Below are 17873 nucleotides of genomic sequence, written 5' to 3'. Positions count from 1 at the left end.
GATCGGGTACGGGCCCGGACGGCGGATCGGCTCCGGGATCCGGCCCGGCAGTCTAGGGGGCGCTGCCCGCGGCCGTCGAGGGGTGGCGCTCGGCGTGCCGGTGCCCCAGGCTCGGGATCATGGGGGTCGCGACGGTCGAGGTGCGGGGGCACGCGTTCCGCGTCACCTCCTCGATCCATCCGCGCAGCGCCCGCTCCGTGCTGCTCGTGCACGGCATCGGCATCTCGCACCGCGCCTTCGCGCGGCTGCACCGGGAACTGGAGCCCTTCGCCTCGGTGTACTCCGTCGATCTGCCCGGCTTCGGCTCGCTGCCCGCCCCGAGGCGATCCCCCGGGGTGCCGGAGATGGCGTCCCTGCTCGGCCGCGCGGTCGAGCGCGCGCTCGCCGCCGCCGGTGCCAGCGGCCGGGGCACCGGAGCCGCGGGTCGCGAAGCGGCGGGGGCAGCGGGCACGCTGATCGCGGTGGGCGGTTCGATGGGCGCGCAATGGGTGGTGGAGCTGGCGCGGCAGCGCCCGGATCTCGTCTCGCGCCTCGTGGCGATCGGCCCGGTCGTGAACGACGCGCGGCGCACGGCCGCGGCGCAGGGCCTCGCGCTGCTGGCCGACACGCTGCGCGAGCCGCCGTCGGCGAACGCGATCGTCTTCGGCGACTATCTGCGCTGCGGGCCGCGCTGGTATCTGCGGCAGCTGCGCCCGATGCTGCGCTACCGGATCGAGGACCGGGTGGCGGGGCTCCCCCAGCCGCTGCTCATCGTGCGGGGCGGACGGGATCCCATCGCCCCCGCCGCGTGGTGCGAGCGCCTGGCCGGGCGCGCGCCCGTCGCCCGGATCGCCGACATCCCGGGCCAGCCCCACCTCGCTCAGCACACCGCACCGGCCGCGGTCGCACGCGAGATCGCCCGCTTCGCGGGGATCCCCGGTCCCGCCGCCGCCGAGCCGCCGGCATAGACCCGGCCGGCCGGATCCCGTCCTAGGCGACTGCTGGGGGCGCCCCGGGCGACGATGGACGGGGGCCGGAGCGTGACCGGCCGAGCACCGCGACGACCACGGCCAGCGCCACCGCGACGACCTGCACGGCGAGCGCCCCTCGGGGCAGCTGGGCCGCGGGGAGTCCTGCGCCGAGCAGCGCGGTGCCGGCGGCCGAACCGGCGGCCGAGCCCAGGTACATGGCGGCCATCTGGAAGGCGACGATGGTCGTCGTCGCCTGCGGCCGGTTGCGGGTGAGCGCGTCCTGCAGCGCCGGCACGCTCGCCCAGCCCGCCGCGCCCCAGCTGAGGGCCGCGGCGAGCCATGCCCAGGGGTGGGAGAGGAATGCGACGGCCGCGAACGATGCGAGCAGCACGCAGGCGAGGAGCGGCAGCAGCTGCCGGGATCCGACCGTGTCGATGAGGCGTCCGATGAGCAGGGAGCCGAGCACGCCGCCGACGCCCCAGGCCCAGATCAGGGCGAAGCCCCAGGGGCCGAGCCCCCGGTCGGAGGCCATCGGCAGCAGGTAGGTGTACAGGCCGAGGCTGGTCGTGCCGAGCACGAAGGCCAGCAGGATCCCCCAGATGAGCTGCGGTGATGCGGCGATCGACGCGGCGCCGGTGCCTGCTTCGGAGGGGATCGCGGGGATGTCCTTCCCGGGGAGGGCGAGGGCGCCCAGGGCCACGACGCCGATGGCGACGACGAGGGCCATCGTCCAGCGCCAGTCGATGTGCTCGCCGATGAGCATGCCGATGGGAACGCCGGCCACGGTGCCCGCGGACAGGCCGAAGGTGACCAGGGCCATGGCGCGTCCGCGGTGCTCTGCACCGACCATGGCTGCTGCGGCCGCGGTGGCGACCGCGGTGAGGACGCCGGCTCCCGCCCCCGCGAGGACGCGCGAGGCGAGGAACACCGTCAGCCCGGGGGCGAGCGCGGTGATGAGGTTGGCGACGTTGAAGAGCCCGAGCGAGAGCAGCAGCGCGCCCTTCGTCGATCCGCGGGTGGCGCGCTTGGCGAGCGTCGTCCCCGCCAGCGCGTAGGCGGCGGTGAACGCCGTCACGCCGAGCCCGATCGCACCGACGGTGGTCGCCAGGGAGTCCGCGATCTGCGGCAGCACCCCGGCGAGCACGTAGGCGTCGATTCCGAGGGCGGCGGCCGCGACGACCAGCGGCCAGACTCTGCGCATCACGCCCCGGGCTCCTCGTCGGCGCTCTCGGCGGCGGACAGCACCGTGCCGAGCAGCCCCGGGAAGCGGTCTTCCAGGTCTTCGCCGCGCAGCCGGATCAGGCACTTGCGTCCCTCGCCGCGCACGAAGACCACGCCGGATTCGCGGAGCAGGCTCGTGTGGTGCGTGAGCGTGGAGCGCGGGAGCTCGGGGCCGAGCTCGATGCTGTCGACCTCGCCCCGCTCGGCGAGCATCCGCACCATGTGCAGCCGGAGCGGCTCGCTGAGGGCGAAGAGGACGCGCGGCAGGGCGATCGCCTCGGTATCGGGGTGCTCGTAGCTGCGGGGGGACACCGCGCCTCCAATCATTCGAAAATACTCGCACAATAACTGTTCGAGAATTTTCGCACAATTACCGCGCCGCCATCAAGTCGGCCCGTGGCGGCGGCCGGGCGGCGACCCGTGCGGCGCGGCCTACTGCGTTCGCAGGAGGGAGATCTCCTGCGTCTGGCGGACGCGGCGAACCCGTCTCCCGGGAAGGCTGGAACACGTCCGATTTCCCTCCTCACGGAAGGGGCCACATGGCTCTCCTGTTATCACGCCTGGGGCGCTTCAGCGCCCGCCATCGCTGGGCCACGGTGCTCACCTGGGGGCTCGCCCTCGTCGTTCTCGCCTTCGTGGCGCTGGGCGGCATGAAGTTCAGCGATGGAGCCTTCGACGTCCCCGGGACGCCGTCGAGCACGGCGATGTCGGTGCTGGAGGACGAGTTCCCGTCCGATGACGACGCCGCGAAGTCCCTGCAGCTCGTCGTGAGCACGGAGGGCCGGGCGGAGGTCACGGATCCCGGGATCGGCGCGGACATCGCCGCCGCCCTGGACGATCTCGCGGCGATCGACGGGGTGCTCACCGTCTCCGACCCCTTCGATCCTGCGCGGCCATACGTGTCGCAGGATCTGAGCACGGCCGTGGTGTCGCTCGAGGTCGACCCCGATGCAGACAGCGAGCGGGTCGCCGAGGAGATCGCGGACGTCGCCGCCGGCCTGGGTGCCGAGGGCCTGACCGCGGAGGTCGGCGGGAGTCTCGAGTCCGGCGTGCCCGAGATCATGGGCCCCAGCGAGATCGTCGGCGCCGCGCTGGCGTTCCTCGTCCTCCTGATCACCTATGGTTCGCTCGTCGCCGCGGGGGCGAACATGCTCGGCGCGCTCGTCGGCGTGGGCGTCGGCATTCTCGGCGTGCTCGGCTTCTCGGCGGTCGCGCCGATCGGCTCGCTGACCCCGATCCTGGCGGTCATGCTGGGGCTGGCGGTGGGGATCGACTACTGCCTGTTCATTCTCGCCCGCTTCCGGTCCGAGCTGCGTGAGGGCGCGAGCGTCGAGGACGCCATCGCCCGCGCCGTGGGGACCGCGGGATCGTCGGTGGTGTTCGCGGGCGCGACCGTCGTCATCGCGCTGGCCGGCCTGACCGTCGTCGGCATCACCTTCCTCGGCGAGATGGGCCTCGCGGCCGCGTTCGCCGTCGCCGTCGCCGTCCTGATGGCGCTCACCCTGCTTCCCGCGATGCTGAGCCTCATGGGCCGCCGCGCGCTGTCACGCCGGGACCGCGCGGCGCGCAGCACGCGTCCGCACACCGGCGGCCGTTTCATCACGGGATGGGCGCATCTGGTGACCCGCCACCGTGTGGCGAGCCTGCTCGGCGGCGCGGTGCTGCTCGGCGCGCTCGCCCTGCCGCTCACCTCGATGCAGACCACGCTGAGCGTCCCCGGCGGCGAGGACCCGGAGTCGAGCCAGCGAGCGGCGTACGAGCTGATCGCGGACGGCTTCGGTGCGGGTGCGCAGGATCCGCTCGTGGTCCTGGTGCGACACGACGACGTCGAGCAGGTGCTCCCGGAGGTGCAGGAGCACCTCGCCGAGCTCAGGAACGTCGCCATGGTCGTCCCGGCCGGCGTCAACGACCGCGGCGACGTCGCCATGCTCACGGTCATGTCGGAGCATGGGCCGCTCGACGAGGAGACGAAGGAGCTGGTGCGCGATCTGCGTGCCGAGGACGGCGAGGTGGACGACGCCGAGCTGCTCGTCACCGGCGGCACGGCCATGGGCCTCGACTCCGACGAGCAGTTGCAGTCGGCGCTGACCACGTACATCGTTCTCATCGTGGGGCTGTCACTGCTGTTGCTGATCGTGCTGTTCCGCTCAATCCTCGTGCCGCTCATCGCCACAGCCGGCTTCCTGCTGTCGCTCGGCGCCGGCCTCGGCGCGACCGTGGCGGTGTTCCAGTGGGGGTGGCTGGATGCGCTGATCGCCTCACCGCAGGGCAATCCGCTGCTGAGCCTGCTGCCGATCGTCGTGACCGGGATCCTGTTCGGACTCGCGATGGACTACCAAGTGTTCCTCGTCTCCCGCATGCACGAGGCCCACGTGCGCGGGATGACGCCGCTGGAGGCGATCCGCACCGGCTTCCGGCGCTCGGCGGTCGTCGTCGTCGCGGCCGCCGCGATCATGGCGGCCGTGTTCGGCGGGTTCGCGATGAGCCCGTCCTCCCTGGTGGGCTCCATCGCCCTGGCGCTCACGGTGGGGGTCCTCGCGGATGCCTTCATCGTCCGCATGGTGCTGGTGCCGGCGACGCTCGCCCTGCTCGGCAAGGCGGCCTGGTGGATGCCGCGATGGCTGGACCGGATCCTGCCGGGCATCGATGTGGAGGGCGCAGCACTCGACCGGCCGGCCGTGGCGTCGTCCGCCGGGACGCCGGCACCCGTCCCCGTCGGCGCCCGCTGATGCCGCGCGGCGGCGCCGGGCGGGCGCAACACTCAGCCGGGCGCCGCCGTCGCGTGGCAGAGTGCTGATATGAGCGACGGTGTACTCGCAGTCCCGCGGCGCCCGCGCGGCATCGGTCTCGGCCTCGGCGTGAGCCGCATCGAGTGGGGGCTCGACGCGGCTGCGGCGCTCGCGATCGTCGTCGAGGTGGCGCGGGAGATCTCCACGGGGTCCTGGGTCACGCTCCCCGTGGCCGTGCTCGCGGCAGCGTCCGTGGCCGCACGGCGACGCCTTCCGGTCGTCGCCGCAGCCGCGGCGCTCCTCGTGAGCGGGCTCGCCCTGCTGACGCCGGCGGGCGCGGTGCCGCTCTGGGTCGCCGCCGAAGTCTGCCTGTTCTCGCTGGCGCTCCGCCGCCCGCGCCACATCGCCGTGTGGTTCGGCGCGGCGCACGCCGCCCTGCTCTACGTCGGCGCGGTGATCGCGTTCCGGACGGCGCCCCTGGATCCGGTGGCGCTGATCCTGCCCGTGTGGACGGCCGCCGTCGTCGCGGCCGGGCTGTTCCTCCGCACGAACGACGACTACGTGCGCGCCCTCGAAGCGCACAGCCGGTCCTCCGCCGCCTTCCGGGACAGTGAGGTGCGCCACCGGGTGGACGAGGAACGACTCCGCATCGCCCGCGATCTGCACGACTCCGTCGCGCACACGGTCTCCGCCGCCGCGATCCACGCGGGCGCCGCGGAACGGCACCTGACCGGGGACCCCGAGCGGGCGCGGACGGCGCTCCGGCAGGTGCGGGCCTCGGTCCGCACGGTCGTGGACGAGCTTCAGGACATCCTGGTGGTGCTCCGCAGTCCCGGCGACGGCGCCGAGGACGAGCAGGGCGCAGTGCCCGGCCTCGAGGGGATGACCGCGCTCGTGGAGGCGATGCGGACGACGGGCATGCGCGTCGACTTCCGCGCCAGCCTGCCGGGCTCGCTCGACCGCTCGGTCGGCGTCGCCGCGTACCGGATCCTCCAGGAGTCGCTCACGAATGCGCGCAAGCACGGCACGGATCCGGTGCGGGCGTCGGTCACGCACGACGATCGAACCCTGAGCATCGAGGTTGCCAATCCCGTCCTCCGCCCGGCCCGCGAGGACGAGGGCGGCTTCGGGCTCATCGGCATGCGGGAACGCGCGGCGAGCGTGCACGGCACGCTCCGCGTGGACGCCGATCCGCACCGCTTCATCGTGCGCGCGGAGCTGCCGCTCCACACGCACGCGACGGAGGGGCCGCAATGATCCGCGTCCTGCTCGTCGACGATCAGGCCGTGATCCGCGCGGGCCTGCGCAGTGTCCTCGAATCCGCGGAGGTCAGTGTCGTCGGCGAGGCTTCGGAGGGTTCCGGCGGCGTCGAGCTCGCGCGGGCGTTGCGCCCCGACGTCGTGCTGATGGATCTGCGGATGCCCGGACGGGACGGGGTGTCCGCGACGCGGGAGATCCGCTCCGACCCGGCTCTTGAGGGGGTGCGCATCCTGGTGCTGACCACCTTCGACGGGGATCGGGACGTGGTCGCCGCGCTGTCCGCGGGGGCCGACGGATTCCTGGGGAAGGCGGCGGAACCCGGCGAGATCATCGGCGCCGTCGAGCGCGTCGCCACCGGCGAGCCCGCGCTGTCTGCACGCGCGTCTCGCGCCGTGATCACCCACCTGTCGACGGCGCAGCACCAGCCTCGCGATGGGGCCGAGGCGGGGCTCGCGGATCTCGTGGCGACGCTGACCCCCCGCGAACGCGATCTCGTCGTCGCGGCCGCACGCGGTGAGGACAACGCGACCATCGCCCAACGCCTGCACATCTCACCGCTGACGGTGAAGACCCACCTCAACCGTGCGATGAGCAAGCTGGGCGCGCACGACCGCGGTCAGCTGGTCGCGTTCGCGTACCGCAGCGGCATCGTCTGACCGGAGCAGGATCGCGGCCCTGTCTGCTCGTGTCGCCGTCGGTGTCACTGTCGCCGTTGCCGTCGCTGTCGCCGTTGCCGTTGCTGTCGCCGTTGCCGTTGCCGTTGCCGTTGCCGTTGCCGTTGCCGGCATCCTCGCCAGCCTGACCGACGTCGGTGCCGCCCGGCTGCAGGCCCGGCGGGGGATCATCCGCGCGAGCGCGCCGGTCTCACCACACGGCGGGATCGCTGCCGAGCTCGCGGGCGGGGAGGGCGGCGCGGAGGTCGACGCCGTCGATCGCGAGTGGTGCCCGGAGCCTGCGGGCGGGCCCCCAGCTGGTGTGCTCGATCTGCGGCGCGATGTCGCGCGCGTCTTCCTCGCGGATCGGCGCGCCGGGATCGTGGGTGGCGGTGCCGATGCCGGTAACGGTGCCGGTGAGGAGGCGCGCGGTGCGTGCGAGCGAGAGGGTGGCGCTGCTGCTTCTCCCGGTGCGGAGTCGTTCGCTGAGCGCCCGGATCGCTGCGTGCGCCATGAGGTAGCCGGTGGCGTGGTCGAGCGCCTGTACGGGCAGCGGCGTGGGCGTGTCGCGCCCGAGCAGGCGCATGCCGGCCTCGGCGATGCCGCTGCTCATCTGCACGAGGCTGTCGAAGCCGCGCCGGCCCGCCCAGGGCCCGGTCCAGCCGTACGCGTCGAGGCTCACCTCGATCAGGCCGGGTGCGGCGTCTCGGCGGGTCTTCTCCCCGAGTCCGAGGCTGTCGAGCGCTCCGGGCCGGTAGCCGTGTACGAGCAGGTCCGCGCGCGCGAGGAGGTCGAGGAAGCGGGCGGTGGCGGCGGGCTCGCGCAGCTCGAGGCGGGCGGTCCGTTTGCCGAGGTTCACCTCGGGGATGACGCCGGGCTCGTCCCACCACGGCGGGTCGATACGCAGCACGTCGGCGCCGAGCTGGGCGAGGAACCGCGTGGCGACGGGCCCGGCGAGCACGCGGGTGAGGTCGAGCACGCGCACGCCCGCCAGCGGCCTGAGCGGGTCCGGCGTCCACGGTCGCGCGGGTGCGGCACCGGTGTCGTGCCAGGCGATGAGGGGCTCGGCGGCGACGCTGCGTCCTGGCTCCCCGGCTTCCCACTCGTCCCGGGTGTGCATGGTGGCGGCGCAGCCGCCGGCGCCGACCACCGCGGTTTCGAGTTGGTCTGCCTGCCAGGCGGCGACGGCTGCGGCGACCCGGTCGCGGTCTGCGGGAACCCCGAGCACGCGGAGTGCCGCCTTCCGGTGGGCGGGGGCGTTGGTGTGCAGGCGGATCCACCCGTCGGATGCCCGGTAGTCTCCGGCTACCGCGTCCCAGGGCGGCGGGGGCTCCCAGCCGTCTGGGCGCAGTGATGAGGCGAACCACATCGATGCGAGCCGCCGGTTCACGGTGACCGCGCGCACGGTGTGGTCGCTGGTGGCGAGCAGTTCACTGACGGCGATGCCTGCTGCGGCGATGCTTGCGGTGGCGAGCTCGGTGACGGGGAACACGGAGGGCAGGCTGCCCGCGCCGGTGACGGTCAGCTGTGCTGTTCGCCCGGCGGGCAGGATCTCGTCCAGCATGCGGTCGATCGTCGATGCTCGCCGTTCTCCGGAGGTCATCGTCCTTTTGCGCTTTCTCCGCTGAGGGTCATCACGGCGCTGGTGACGGTCGCGATCGTCTTGCCGTCGCCGCGGACGATGTCGCAGCCGTAGTGGCTGATGGTCCGCCCGCTGTGGCTTGCGCGCGCGGTCGCGGTCAGGGTGCCTGCCCAGGCGGGGCGCAGGAACGTCGCTTTGAGGTCGATGCTGGTGAACGACTGGCCGGGTTCGATGATGGTGGAGTGCGCGGCGCCGATCGCCGCGTCCGCAAGCTCGCACAGGAGCCCGCCGTGTATGGTGCCTTGCTGGTTGCCGTGGAGCTCCGGATCGGCTTCGATCCGGAGGCTCGCCTCTCGCACGTCGATCGCCACGAGTTCGAGCCCTAGCAGCCGGGAGATCGCGGTCGGATACCGGAGGTGGGTCGTGTCGCTGCTGCGCAGGGTCCCGGCGAGTTGACGCCGCAAATACTCAAGAACCGGCAACGGTGTCGCTCCATCCATCCGGTATCCCCTTCGATGTCGTCGCCCCGCGTCGCGGCCGCACGGGTGCGTTTGATGCGCTCTCGTGGCTCTCCCATGCCCGGGAGCCCCCGCGCTGACCCGTTCCGCCTCCTCCAGGGCTCGCATTCCCTCCACGGTCCCCCACGGTCAGGATACGGCAGTCGCAACCGCTTACGCCGGAGACCGTTGCGCAATTAGGCAACAGTCGCCCGGCAAAACGACCGCGTCACCAGGCCTGCCCCGGTCAGGCTGACAAGATTTGATCCTGCGACCCCTTGACCCCCAGGTAGACGGTTCAGCCCAGATCCTTGATCTTCCGGGGTTCCCCGCCCCTCAAACGGCCCCATTTCACGTCATAGATTGCATGGTTTGCATGCATCAGGTCCCGGCCAGGTCCCGGCTCTTGGTAGCTTTCGGCAGATTCGTCGGGGGGGTTTACGTGGGGTTTATGGGAGCGTCCCCGCAGAGTTCCATACTGGTATGGCACGCGCAATCTTCGCGCGAGCTGAGGGAATCCTCCGTTCGTATCTTTCGGTAAGAACGCTGGCGGCTAGCCAAACCGCCGCGGTCCTTGTTCGAAAGGTCACGCAGGCGGGGTGACAAGCACGAGCGCTGCCGACCCCACATCGTCGCGGACCCGCGGGTCAGGTGGCTCAGACGCGTCGGGTGCCGCCGCGAGCATCTGCACCTTTGCCTACTCAAACGCGAAGGCGAGGGCCGTGTAGAACGCGGATGCGAACACGATCGCGGATGCGTCGTCAATCGTGTCTGACATCCCGATCACTGCAAGCACCGTCTGCGGCATTTCGTCGGCGCCCGCGAGGCTTTCGCAGGCGTTCAGCACTAGCAGTCTGGTTCCTCGGGGTAGTTGGTACTCGTTCGCCCCATTTGCTGCGTGATTCCGCGGAAGTAGTCATGGTTGGTCGCGACTGATTGAGGGTAGTTTCAGCGGAGCTACCGGCACGGACCGGCACGGCTACCTCCGATTGAGACGTCTGGCCGTCGAAAGCAGTTTGATGACGAACTCGTGCACGGCGCCCGTGGTCGATGCGTGGAGATCCTGTTCCAGAACTTCGCTTACCCAACTTGGACCATGCCCGCCGACTTGCGGAAAAAACCGCTCGAGCTCGCCGACCGGAACGACTAGGAGGCCATGTTCGTCAACCTTTGACACCAGAGTCTCAGCGGCAGCAGTGGGCTCGCCTTGAGGTAGACCTGACATCCCAGCCCGTTTGGCGCGGTCCCAGCCGTTCTCCGTTTTCAGGAGCTTCCGGATGTCATCGATGTCTACTCGACTGAGTGGATCGCTGGCAGTCAACAGACGGTCTGCTACCGCTTCCGATACGGCTGTTCTGCTCGGTGGGCGTCCTTCGTCGCTAAGTGCCGAAGCAATCACGCGCTGGAGCGTTTGAATCTCGCCCCAATCGCCGCCCAGCGCTTCGACAATCTTCTGCACGTCTCGCGCCTCGCGAAGGACATCGAAATCCGCGATCGCGACAACTGGAACCTGAACCGCACGCAGCGCCTTGATGACCATTGGCAAGCGCGCCTTGCCACCACAGTGCGTGAACAACAGCTGCATCGAACGGTCGCTACTACTGGACTGAACGATATCGCTCACAGCCGAGTAGAGCCGACAATCCGAATCGCTCTCGCACACGACTACTGCATCATGAAAAAGGCCGTCAAGAACATCCGAATAACGGAGAAGAGAGTCTGACCAGAGCTCAGTGACCGCCGCATCGTCAAGCACTGCGGCGTGGCTCGTGTTGCGATCACGACGGAGTCTGATGATTGTGACAGGCACATCAGCTTCGAGGGCACCTTGGACAATTCCTGAGCTATGTGTCGCGAGGAACACTTGCTTGTCACGTGCGTGCGTTGCAAGGAGGCGACCAAGGAGCCGCGCCTGGGGCGGGTGGAGGAATGCTTCGGGCTCATCGATGAGGAGCGTCTGGTGCACTCCACCCAGCAACTGCATCATCAGACCGAGAAAGCTCTTGAATCCGTCACCCTGGGTCTCCAGCGTTGGAAGGGCGGCCAATGCGTCGAGGTAACCTTGCAAAGGCATACCGTCGACGTGCTGAAAGGGCGGCTTCGTTCCGATTCGGAGAGGAATCACGGATCCGGCGTAGCGATCAACAAATGCATCGACGCCGAAAGCCGCCTGGCAAACAGAATTGATCGCTGCCTCAAGGTCAGGGTTTCGAGCTGCTCTCTGAAGTGGATGAGATGGAGAGTCAACCCGGTAATCGAAATTGCCAGGCGCATTTCCCGCTGAGAGCCGGGTCGTCCCGTCCGCGTGAAGGACGAACGTACGTGTTAGCGGGCCTAGTCCGGGCGGGTTCGCCCAGTACGAAACGACGTCATTTGGCGTGACATCGCCCCAACCCTCGACGCTAACGCGCTCAGTGCCATCGATCATCTTGACAGACAGAGAGTCGCGCACCCAGGCTTGGGCGTCATCACTGCTCCCACTTCGCGTTGTCTCTGCGGCCGAGAGGACGGTGCCTCCATATTCAATACCGTCCTGGACATAGCCGAGGATGTCGCGCAATGCTTGGCTCTTGCCAGCATTGTTTGGGCCGGTGAAAATCACAACACCCTCGCTGGGCAGGTCTACTTTCGTGCCGGAGTTAAACGTGATCGATTCGTAACGGAGCGTGAGGCTCAATATATCTCCCAGCTGGCGTGTGGATGCGAAGACATAGCTGTCAGGGTAGTCGCGGTTGGTGATATGAAACCTAAGCGGTGTAAGACGACCGCGCTGAGATTTTGGAACGCATGCCATCCGAGCTTGTGTAGGTCGTAGCTGATCATGTTGAGAATTCGGAACCTGCTACTTGATGCGCCTGATACGGAGCATGCCGTCAGCCTTGGTCGAGAGACGTCGCACAATGCCGAGTCTCTCCAGAGTGGACAAGAAGCTGTGGTGTTCAGCAGTAGGAGCGAACTTCGGGGACGCGAAAGCCATGTTGACGATAGCTGCGTACTTGCCGCCCAAGATCCTGAGCGTCGCAGCCGGGTCAGCAGCGAATGCGTCCTGCGCCTCGGTCATGTTCAGTAGTGCGATCAGGCGTGTTCGTGAAGCGCCTGCCGCTGCGAGCGCGTGAATTCCGTCGAGACTGAGGCTGAGGCTTCGTTCGTTGAAGAAGGTCGCGATTGCATTGGCGTTTTGCGTTGCCTGCGCCGAGGTCAGTAGGGGGCTGAGATAGCCGCTGACATAGGCCCGGACATTGACATCAATCGCTTCATTTTTCAAGAAGGCGATGACGTCGCCTGGGCTGACGAGCTCGCCAATCTCGGAAGCCTGAGGAGCGGGTTGTTTCTCAAGCAGAGCTTCTCGGACGGTCCAGTCAATTGTGGTGTCGGCTATAGCTCGAAGTTCGTCCAGCTGTCCCCACTCCTCATTGATGAGGCGTACCGAGACCGATGGTGTGGCTGTCAGCCAGGTAGCTGCGGGGATCTCAATGTGCTCGTGTAGGTGATCGACGAGATCGCTGACTACGTCATCTGTCAGGAGTTCTGGGAAGGTCTCGGTGGCGAGGAGTGCGGACGATACGAATGCGGAGAGGTCCGTGTCATCGCTGATTTTTGGCCGGGGCTCGTAGTGAAGTGCCGTGGCGATGCCTTCGGTCACCGTGCCGCTGGTGTTGAACCGTGCCAGCAAGTTGGAGATTGAGGCTTCCGCGCAATGCTCGAGCAGTAGTACTTCCTGCACAATCTCTGCGTTCTGCGTGATGTCCAGCACACGTATGGACGGCAGCGCGTTGTGCGCTACGGCCCGGATCTGCAGCTCCTCGTCTTCGCCAAGCTCCGCCAGTAGGTCCTCCAAGATCTCTGCCAGCGCCATGGGTGTTTCGGCACTCGGCGTCTCGTCGCTCGGCTCCTGAGCTTCGAGCAGCTCGAGGTAGTCCCCGATGCGTGGCAACGTGGAGTTGTAAGCAGCTGGTGACGTCTTCAGCTGCTCCAAACTGACCCATGTGGACTCATCGCGCCCGACGATGACATTTAGATTCGCGACGGTCATCGCGAACAGTCCCTGTTCGACGAAGAGGTCGCGGGCTGAGACGGAAAGTGGTTCGAGGTCGTCAATCGCAGTCCTCAACAGAACCAGATGCGACGCAGCAGTAATGCTCTCTGGTGTGTCTCGACGCAGGGAACCAAACCTGTGATGGTTTTGCTGCGCGTAAAGTCGCACCCCCTCGTCTCCAGCTACAGAGCGCGAGAACTGCTCACTTCGAGATCCCGCGAGAGCTGCCTCGAAGAGACTGGCCTTGCGGTCGTCCGAGAGGGATTGATCGTTGATAATCGTGCGAATCACTTCGCTTGTGAGACTTGCGAGATAGGCGACCGCGTCCCCTAGCGCAGCGTTGTTCGTGTCGTTCCCGTACCTGCTGAAGAAGTCACGGATGAAGGCTTCGTCTTCCTTAGTCCAGCTCCGAAGCTGTGCGATCACGCGGCGCGACTCTTGCGGAGCGTGGCCGAGGAGGTAGTCGAGGACATGGATGTTGACCATGCCCGAGCGTTCGAGCACGAGAGCCGTGCGATCTTCGAGAACTTCCTTGATCGCACGCCCGGATACTGGCGCAAGCGGGGCACGTCCGGGCTGCTCGATCGAAGTCTGAATGAAGTTCTGTGCCTCGACTCCGAGGAACTCCCCATCAAAGTGAGCGCTAAGGAGTGCGAAGTTCTGGGTCAGGTGGCCCGATGCGATGAGATCAGCGGCGAGTCCCTCGCCGACCTCAGCAGTAACGATCTGTGAAAAGGACAACGCGTGCTCCGGCCTACGAGCCTCAGGCCACGCATCGGAGGCGGTGCTCAGTACGAATTGCGGGAGCTCCCACAACCGGTGCCAGGTTGCCGATTCCAGCGATTCGCGATCTGCTTCTAGACGCTTACGTTCCTCGGCAGCGAGCGGGACTGCCGTCGACTCCGCGAAAGACAACGACACCGAGAAGGCCGATTCGATGGCCTTCCTGTCAAGTTCCTTCCCCTGGTTAAAGGGGATCGTTCCGCCTGCCGCGATCCTTCTCCATAGGTCCAGGTCGCTGAGTTGTTCGAGCGTCAAAGGCCGGTAGCTAATCGTGTGGTACGACCGAACAGCCTGTTCAAAGAAAAGACCGAGAGCCTTAGCCCTGTTCAGAACCAGTTCTGCGAGAGCAGCAGCCTGATCGCGTTGGGCCTCTTCAGAGGGATGGCTGAGCCGGAGGTTGATGCGCTCTAAATTCTCGAGAACCAGTGCCTGACTCAGCCGTAGCAGGGTGTGGAGCTTGCTTTTGCCGAGACGGATTAGTTCGAAGTCGGCGACTTCGAGATTCTTGTAAAGGACCAGGGCGAGGAGCCGATCGGGGGTGAGCTCTTTGGGGTGGAGTCCTGGTTGCAGCAGTCGGTCTCTGTACATCGCAAATTCATTGCGGATGTTTCGGATCTGTCGTTGATCAGGAAAGTACTGAGCGATCCTCCGAACGAGGCCTTGGGAAGGCCGACCTTCTACTCGGGCGCGCTCCTCTGCGCCTGGTTCTGCTTCCGCAGCCCCGTTGACCGGAACCCCAGCAAGTAGCTCGAGTTCTTTCTTGAGGGCTCCTCTGGCGTTCTGCTCCGTAACAAAGGGGACGACCGGAACGATCAGGTCGAAGAACTTTGTTCGGGTAAAAGCGTCATGTTGCACGTCTCCGGTGGCTTGGACCGTCTTGGCAAGGAGGGAGTCGCGGATCGCGTACACGAAAATGATGGGTCCGTGATGAAACCCTTTGGGAATCTTCTCCAAGTTTTCAAGTTCATCGAAATTGAGTTTCTCGACCTTCTTCCACGGTCTGCGCTTCAGGAAGCGATTCCACAAGCTACCCGTCTTACCGTGGAGTCGTTCCGCGTTCAGTTGTGCTGAGTGGTTGAGCAGAACGTTGAGTGCGCGCAGGTCTTCGAAGACTTCGACGTTGTCGAAGCGGTCCATGTCTTCAAGGACGAGGATGCGTGTCTTCGAGACTTGGAAGAAATAGACGATCTCGTCAAGATAGTCGTCGAAGTAGCTGCCGCTTTTGTCTGCGAGTGTGAGCTTGGCCGGTCCGGCTGCGAGGTCGCTGATCGCAAGGCGGCCGTTCGTGATTCGCAGGAGGAGCAGGGCGACGAGCGCGACGCCCACAAGGGTCGGAATGTAGAGTTCAGGACGCCAAGTCAGCGTCGAGTCTTGCTGAAGAGACGCCACAACCAACGTGATGATCCATTGAACCGCGACACCGGCCGCCCCTGCTAGCAGTGCCCAGCCAAGGCTTTTGAACCACCGGAACTTGCTGGTCCTAGGAAATCGCGAGGCAGGCATTTTGGAAGGGTCAACGACGTAAAGGATCTGCTTGACGATCTCCTTCTGCAAGTCACTGGCCGAGGGCTCCGCGACTTCCTTGCCTGCCGAGCTCTCAGTGGAGGACCGCACGGTCGCAAGGGATACCTGAATCGTCTGGTCTGGGTATCTGTCCGTGAGTCCTTGGAGGATGCTGCTCTTTCCTGCACCGTAAGGCCCAGACAAGGCAATGTTCGTCGCCTGACGTGCTTCGATTCCTTCAAGGAGTGCACGAAGGTATCCCGCGTGCACGGATGGCACGTAATGCGGAGCCAGATCTTGAAGCGGTTGCCACTTTAAACGCGGTGACGTAGCGGCTTCAGTTGTCGTAGGCGTCTCGTTCGACATTGAATCGCCAGACTCGTTCAGCATCGGAGTCCCTCCCCGCACAGCCTCACTCGCTCTGCTGTAATCTCGCCGCCACCGACGTACACGGCACATCGGGGAAGTTCCAGATCGCAGGATGCCTGCGGGGTGTGGCTAGTCATATCCGCGTTCACACCCCTTGCATGAGATCCACAAGGATAGGCATGGATGAGGATGGATCTGGTCCTTTGCCCCCTGGTCGCATCTCAGGGTCGACGGCCCGAGCCGTCTTGCACGCGTCATGCACCTGGTGGAACGGGAAGGACTGCGAGAGCATCTTCCCCTTGACGAGCCCCAGCCTCGTGACGAGTTCGTCGAGCTGTGCCGAGGACAAGGCTGAGCGCTTGTCCTCGGCGTGCCATCGCAGCCAGGCCTCGAACTTGAGGTTCGAAATCAGCAGCCGGATCTCCTCTTGTTCAGCGAGCTGAATAGCCGCAAGCAACGTCTGGTGTTCATCGACGTCGACCAGGCACACGCAGTCGTCGTAACCTTTGTCGTTCTGAGCCGCTTCGTTCCTCTTCTCAACGCACTTCTGCACGACTTTCAGCGGGTCTTTACCCACCGAAACGGGCTTGACGATAGCAGTCGCGCCCTTGCTTCGCATGTAGCGGTTCAATCCCTCAACATATTGGGGCTCGGTTCGTGTGCCTTCGGTGACGACAAGGATGCGTCGCGCAGGTTGTCGATGAGGCCTGCCGCGACGTCCACGCTGTGCGCCCGCCACTAGTCTTGCGCCTCTCCGGTGTCGACAAGGGCCGCAAACAGGCTCGGTGAAAGCCGCGGGGTTCCGCCGTATCTCCCCGTGAGGTATCGCTTCGCGACGTTAGCATCTGGGTGCTTAGGGAAGTCAGACAGGCAAGTCAGCTCGGTCACTCCCTCGTTCGTTTTGTCGGTCAGCCAAATCTGTTCCGGCTCGAGGCGAACCTCGCTCAGCGGCGAAAGCACATATGACTCATGGCTGGTGAAGATCAGCTGTGCATGATGTGTGTTGACGAGTGGGTCCGCGAACGCGCCGAGGAGTACCTCGAGCAGGTGAGGATGAAGACTCGCGTCGATCTCATCTACCAGGAACAGTCCTCCACGGCGTAGCGCTTCGAGTGCGGGTACTGCAATCGCGAGCCACGCGATAGTTCCATCGCTCTCCTCGTTGATAGAGAAGGGTGGGCAATCGTCAGCTGTCCCGCGGTGAGTGAAGAGTAGATGTCTCACGACCTGCTCGAGTTCATCGTCCGCCAGGTCCTCCTGGCTCTCTGCCTCCTCGGACTCACTTTCGTCGGCGGCATCGTGATCTTCCTCTTCACGCAGGTCGCGTTCGAATCGACGGAGCGCCAGGCGGATTCTCTCTGGGATGTTCGTTTCCTCAATGCTGACGTTCAAGACACCGATGTCCGCGACTTGCAACAGTGCTTCGAGGTCTCCGAAAGTGATATCTCCATCCGCCAACGAGTCTGCGATGCTCGCCAAGCGCGCTTCTCGGTGAGAGTCCTTGACCAAAACGATGTCGAAGCTTTCAACCAAGTCGTGAGCGAAGGGGTGCAGCGATGAGTCTTTCAGTAGGAGCGCACGGCTGAGAACGAGTTCTCGGGGTGTTACCTCGATCTTGGTGCGAAGGCTCGGATGGAATGTGAGCACATTCTCTTCCCGATCTCGCTCTAGCAGGGTGCGCCAACGCGAGCTGGGTACATCGCGCAACCATTCTCTTTTGATTCCGTCTTGATCGACTTCGAAGCCGTATACGTAGCGGCGTCCATTGTGGACAAGGTCAAGTTCGTAGAGGCTCGCTGACGTCCGGGAGTTCCCGTCAAGTTTGAACGGTGCCCGCCGCATGGACTTCGCCTCCTGCCATACGGTGGCGGATTGCCTGATCGCAGTGAAGGCATAGCGGAACGCATCCAGAACAGCGGACTTGCCGGTCGCGTTGCCTCCAAAGATCCCAGCGAGCGGATAGCTCACAGCGCCCCAGTCGCCCTCCTTGGGCTGGAGGGTCTTCAGCGAAGGGCGCGTGAGATCAACAGCGACCTCGTCGCGGATGCTCTTATGGTTGCGCACAGTGAAGCTGAGAAGGATCATGTAGCAATACTAGCACCGAGAGGGTTTTTCTGAGCGGTTTTCGAGCAAACTGTGGTGCTTAGCTTGCGATCCACGGACTTAGCGCCTTAAAGCAGGCCCGCTCATAGCCGGTTGCTTGCCACGCTCGTAACCCGTTGGACTTGTTAAGGCTGCCCCGTCCTGCCGAGGCCTCCTCCTAATTCTCTCCAGGTGGCACCCACCTGGA

At 66.0% G+C, this 17873-nt stretch carries 13 protein-coding genes; 4 read left to right on the top strand and 9 right to left on the bottom strand.

Annotation, left to right across the window (positions count from 1 at the left end; translation table 11 throughout):
• Nucleotides 1-119: 119 nt before the first annotated feature.
• On the top strand, nucleotides 120-947 hold the full coding sequence (locus B4915_RS11965) for an alpha/beta fold hydrolase (RefSeq protein ID WP_105806045.1): 828 nt from the start codon (nucleotides 120-122) through the stop codon (nucleotides 945-947).
• A 22-nt stretch (nucleotides 948-969) separates the two neighbouring features.
• Here B4915_RS11965 and B4915_RS11960 read toward each other — a convergent pair whose 3' ends face one another.
• The gene (locus B4915_RS11960) at nucleotides 970-2151 is read right to left on the bottom strand and encodes an MFS transporter (protein ID WP_245907486.1); all 1182 of its coding nucleotides are present in this window, start codon (nucleotides 2149-2151) and stop codon (nucleotides 970-972) included.
• A complete protein-coding gene (locus B4915_RS11955; protein ID WP_245907484.1) occupies nucleotides 2151-2483 on the bottom strand; it encodes an ArsR/SmtB family transcription factor in 333 nt (110 codons plus the stop codon). The genes B4915_RS11960 and B4915_RS11955 overlap by 1 nt, the downstream gene beginning before the upstream one ends.
• 227 nt (nucleotides 2484-2710) lie before the next feature.
• Here B4915_RS11955 and B4915_RS11950 point away from each other — a divergent pair, with 227 nt between their 5' ends.
• The 3 genes from B4915_RS11950 (at nucleotide 2711) to B4915_RS11940 (ending at nucleotide 6816) form a co-directional block, all read left to right on the top strand.
• A complete protein-coding gene (locus B4915_RS11950) occupies nucleotides 2711-4900 on the top strand; it encodes an MMPL family transporter (protein ID WP_105806042.1) in 2190 nt (729 codons plus the stop codon).
• A 69-nt stretch (nucleotides 4901-4969) separates the two neighbouring features.
• On the top strand, nucleotides 4970-6157 hold the full coding sequence (locus B4915_RS11945; RefSeq protein WP_105806041.1) for a sensor histidine kinase: 1188 nt from the start codon (nucleotides 4970-4972) through the stop codon (nucleotides 6155-6157).
• Nucleotides 6154-6816 carry a response regulator gene (locus B4915_RS11940; protein WP_105806040.1) on the top strand — a complete coding sequence of 221 codons (663 nt, stop codon included), beginning with the start codon at nucleotides 6154-6156 and terminating at the stop codon, nucleotides 6814-6816. The genes B4915_RS11945 and B4915_RS11940 overlap by 4 nt, the downstream gene beginning before the upstream one ends.
• A gap of 208 nt (nucleotides 6817-7024) precedes the next feature.
• Here the strand turns inward: B4915_RS11940 and B4915_RS11935 are convergent, their stop codons facing one another.
• The 7 genes from B4915_RS11935 to B4915_RS11910 all read right to left on the bottom strand — a co-directional run bounded on the left by B4915_RS11935 (nucleotide 7025) and on the right by B4915_RS11910 (nucleotide 17668).
• A complete protein-coding gene (locus B4915_RS11935) occupies nucleotides 7025-8416 on the bottom strand; it encodes a CoA transferase (protein ID WP_219845117.1) in 1392 nt (463 codons plus the stop codon).
• The gene (locus B4915_RS11930) at nucleotides 8413-8895 is read right to left on the bottom strand and encodes a PaaI family thioesterase (RefSeq protein ID WP_105806039.1); all 483 of its coding nucleotides are present in this window, start codon (nucleotides 8893-8895) and stop codon (nucleotides 8413-8415) included. Before B4915_RS11930 ends, B4915_RS11935 begins: the two co-directional genes overlap by 4 nt.
• A gap of 694 nt (nucleotides 8896-9589) precedes the next feature.
• Complete coding sequence (locus tag B4915_RS14735) at nucleotides 9590-9739, bottom strand: hypothetical protein (protein ID WP_181158579.1); 150 nt, start codon at nucleotides 9737-9739, stop codon at nucleotides 9590-9592.
• 132 nt (nucleotides 9740-9871) lie between these two features.
• On the bottom strand, nucleotides 9872-11569 hold the full coding sequence (locus B4915_RS11925) for an AAA family ATPase (protein ID WP_181158578.1): 1698 nt from the start codon (nucleotides 11567-11569) through the stop codon (nucleotides 9872-9874).
• Between the two features lie 165 nt (nucleotides 11570-11734).
• On the bottom strand, nucleotides 11735-15580 hold the full coding sequence (locus B4915_RS11920) for a YobI family P-loop NTPase (protein WP_342747307.1): 3846 nt from the start codon (nucleotides 15578-15580) through the stop codon (nucleotides 11735-11737).
• A 148-nt stretch (nucleotides 15581-15728) separates the two neighbouring features.
• Nucleotides 15729-16322, bottom strand: coding sequence for an RloB family protein (locus B4915_RS11915; RefSeq protein WP_181158577.1), 594 nt, complete (start codon nucleotides 16320-16322; stop codon nucleotides 15729-15731).
• Nucleotides 16322-17668, bottom strand: coding sequence for an AAA family ATPase (locus tag B4915_RS11910; protein WP_105806035.1), 1347 nt, complete (start codon nucleotides 17666-17668; stop codon nucleotides 16322-16324). The genes B4915_RS11915 and B4915_RS11910 overlap by 1 nt, the downstream gene beginning before the upstream one ends.
• Nucleotides 17669-17873 lie beyond the last annotated feature (205 nt).

The sequence above is a fragment of the Leucobacter massiliensis genome (genome assembly GCF_002982315.1).
Classification (GTDB): domain Bacteria; phylum Actinomycetota; class Actinomycetes; order Actinomycetales; family Microbacteriaceae; genus Leucobacter; species Leucobacter massiliensis.
The sequence above is the reverse complement of the archived record's forward strand: the minus strand, read 5'-3'. Positions and strand labels throughout refer to the sequence as shown.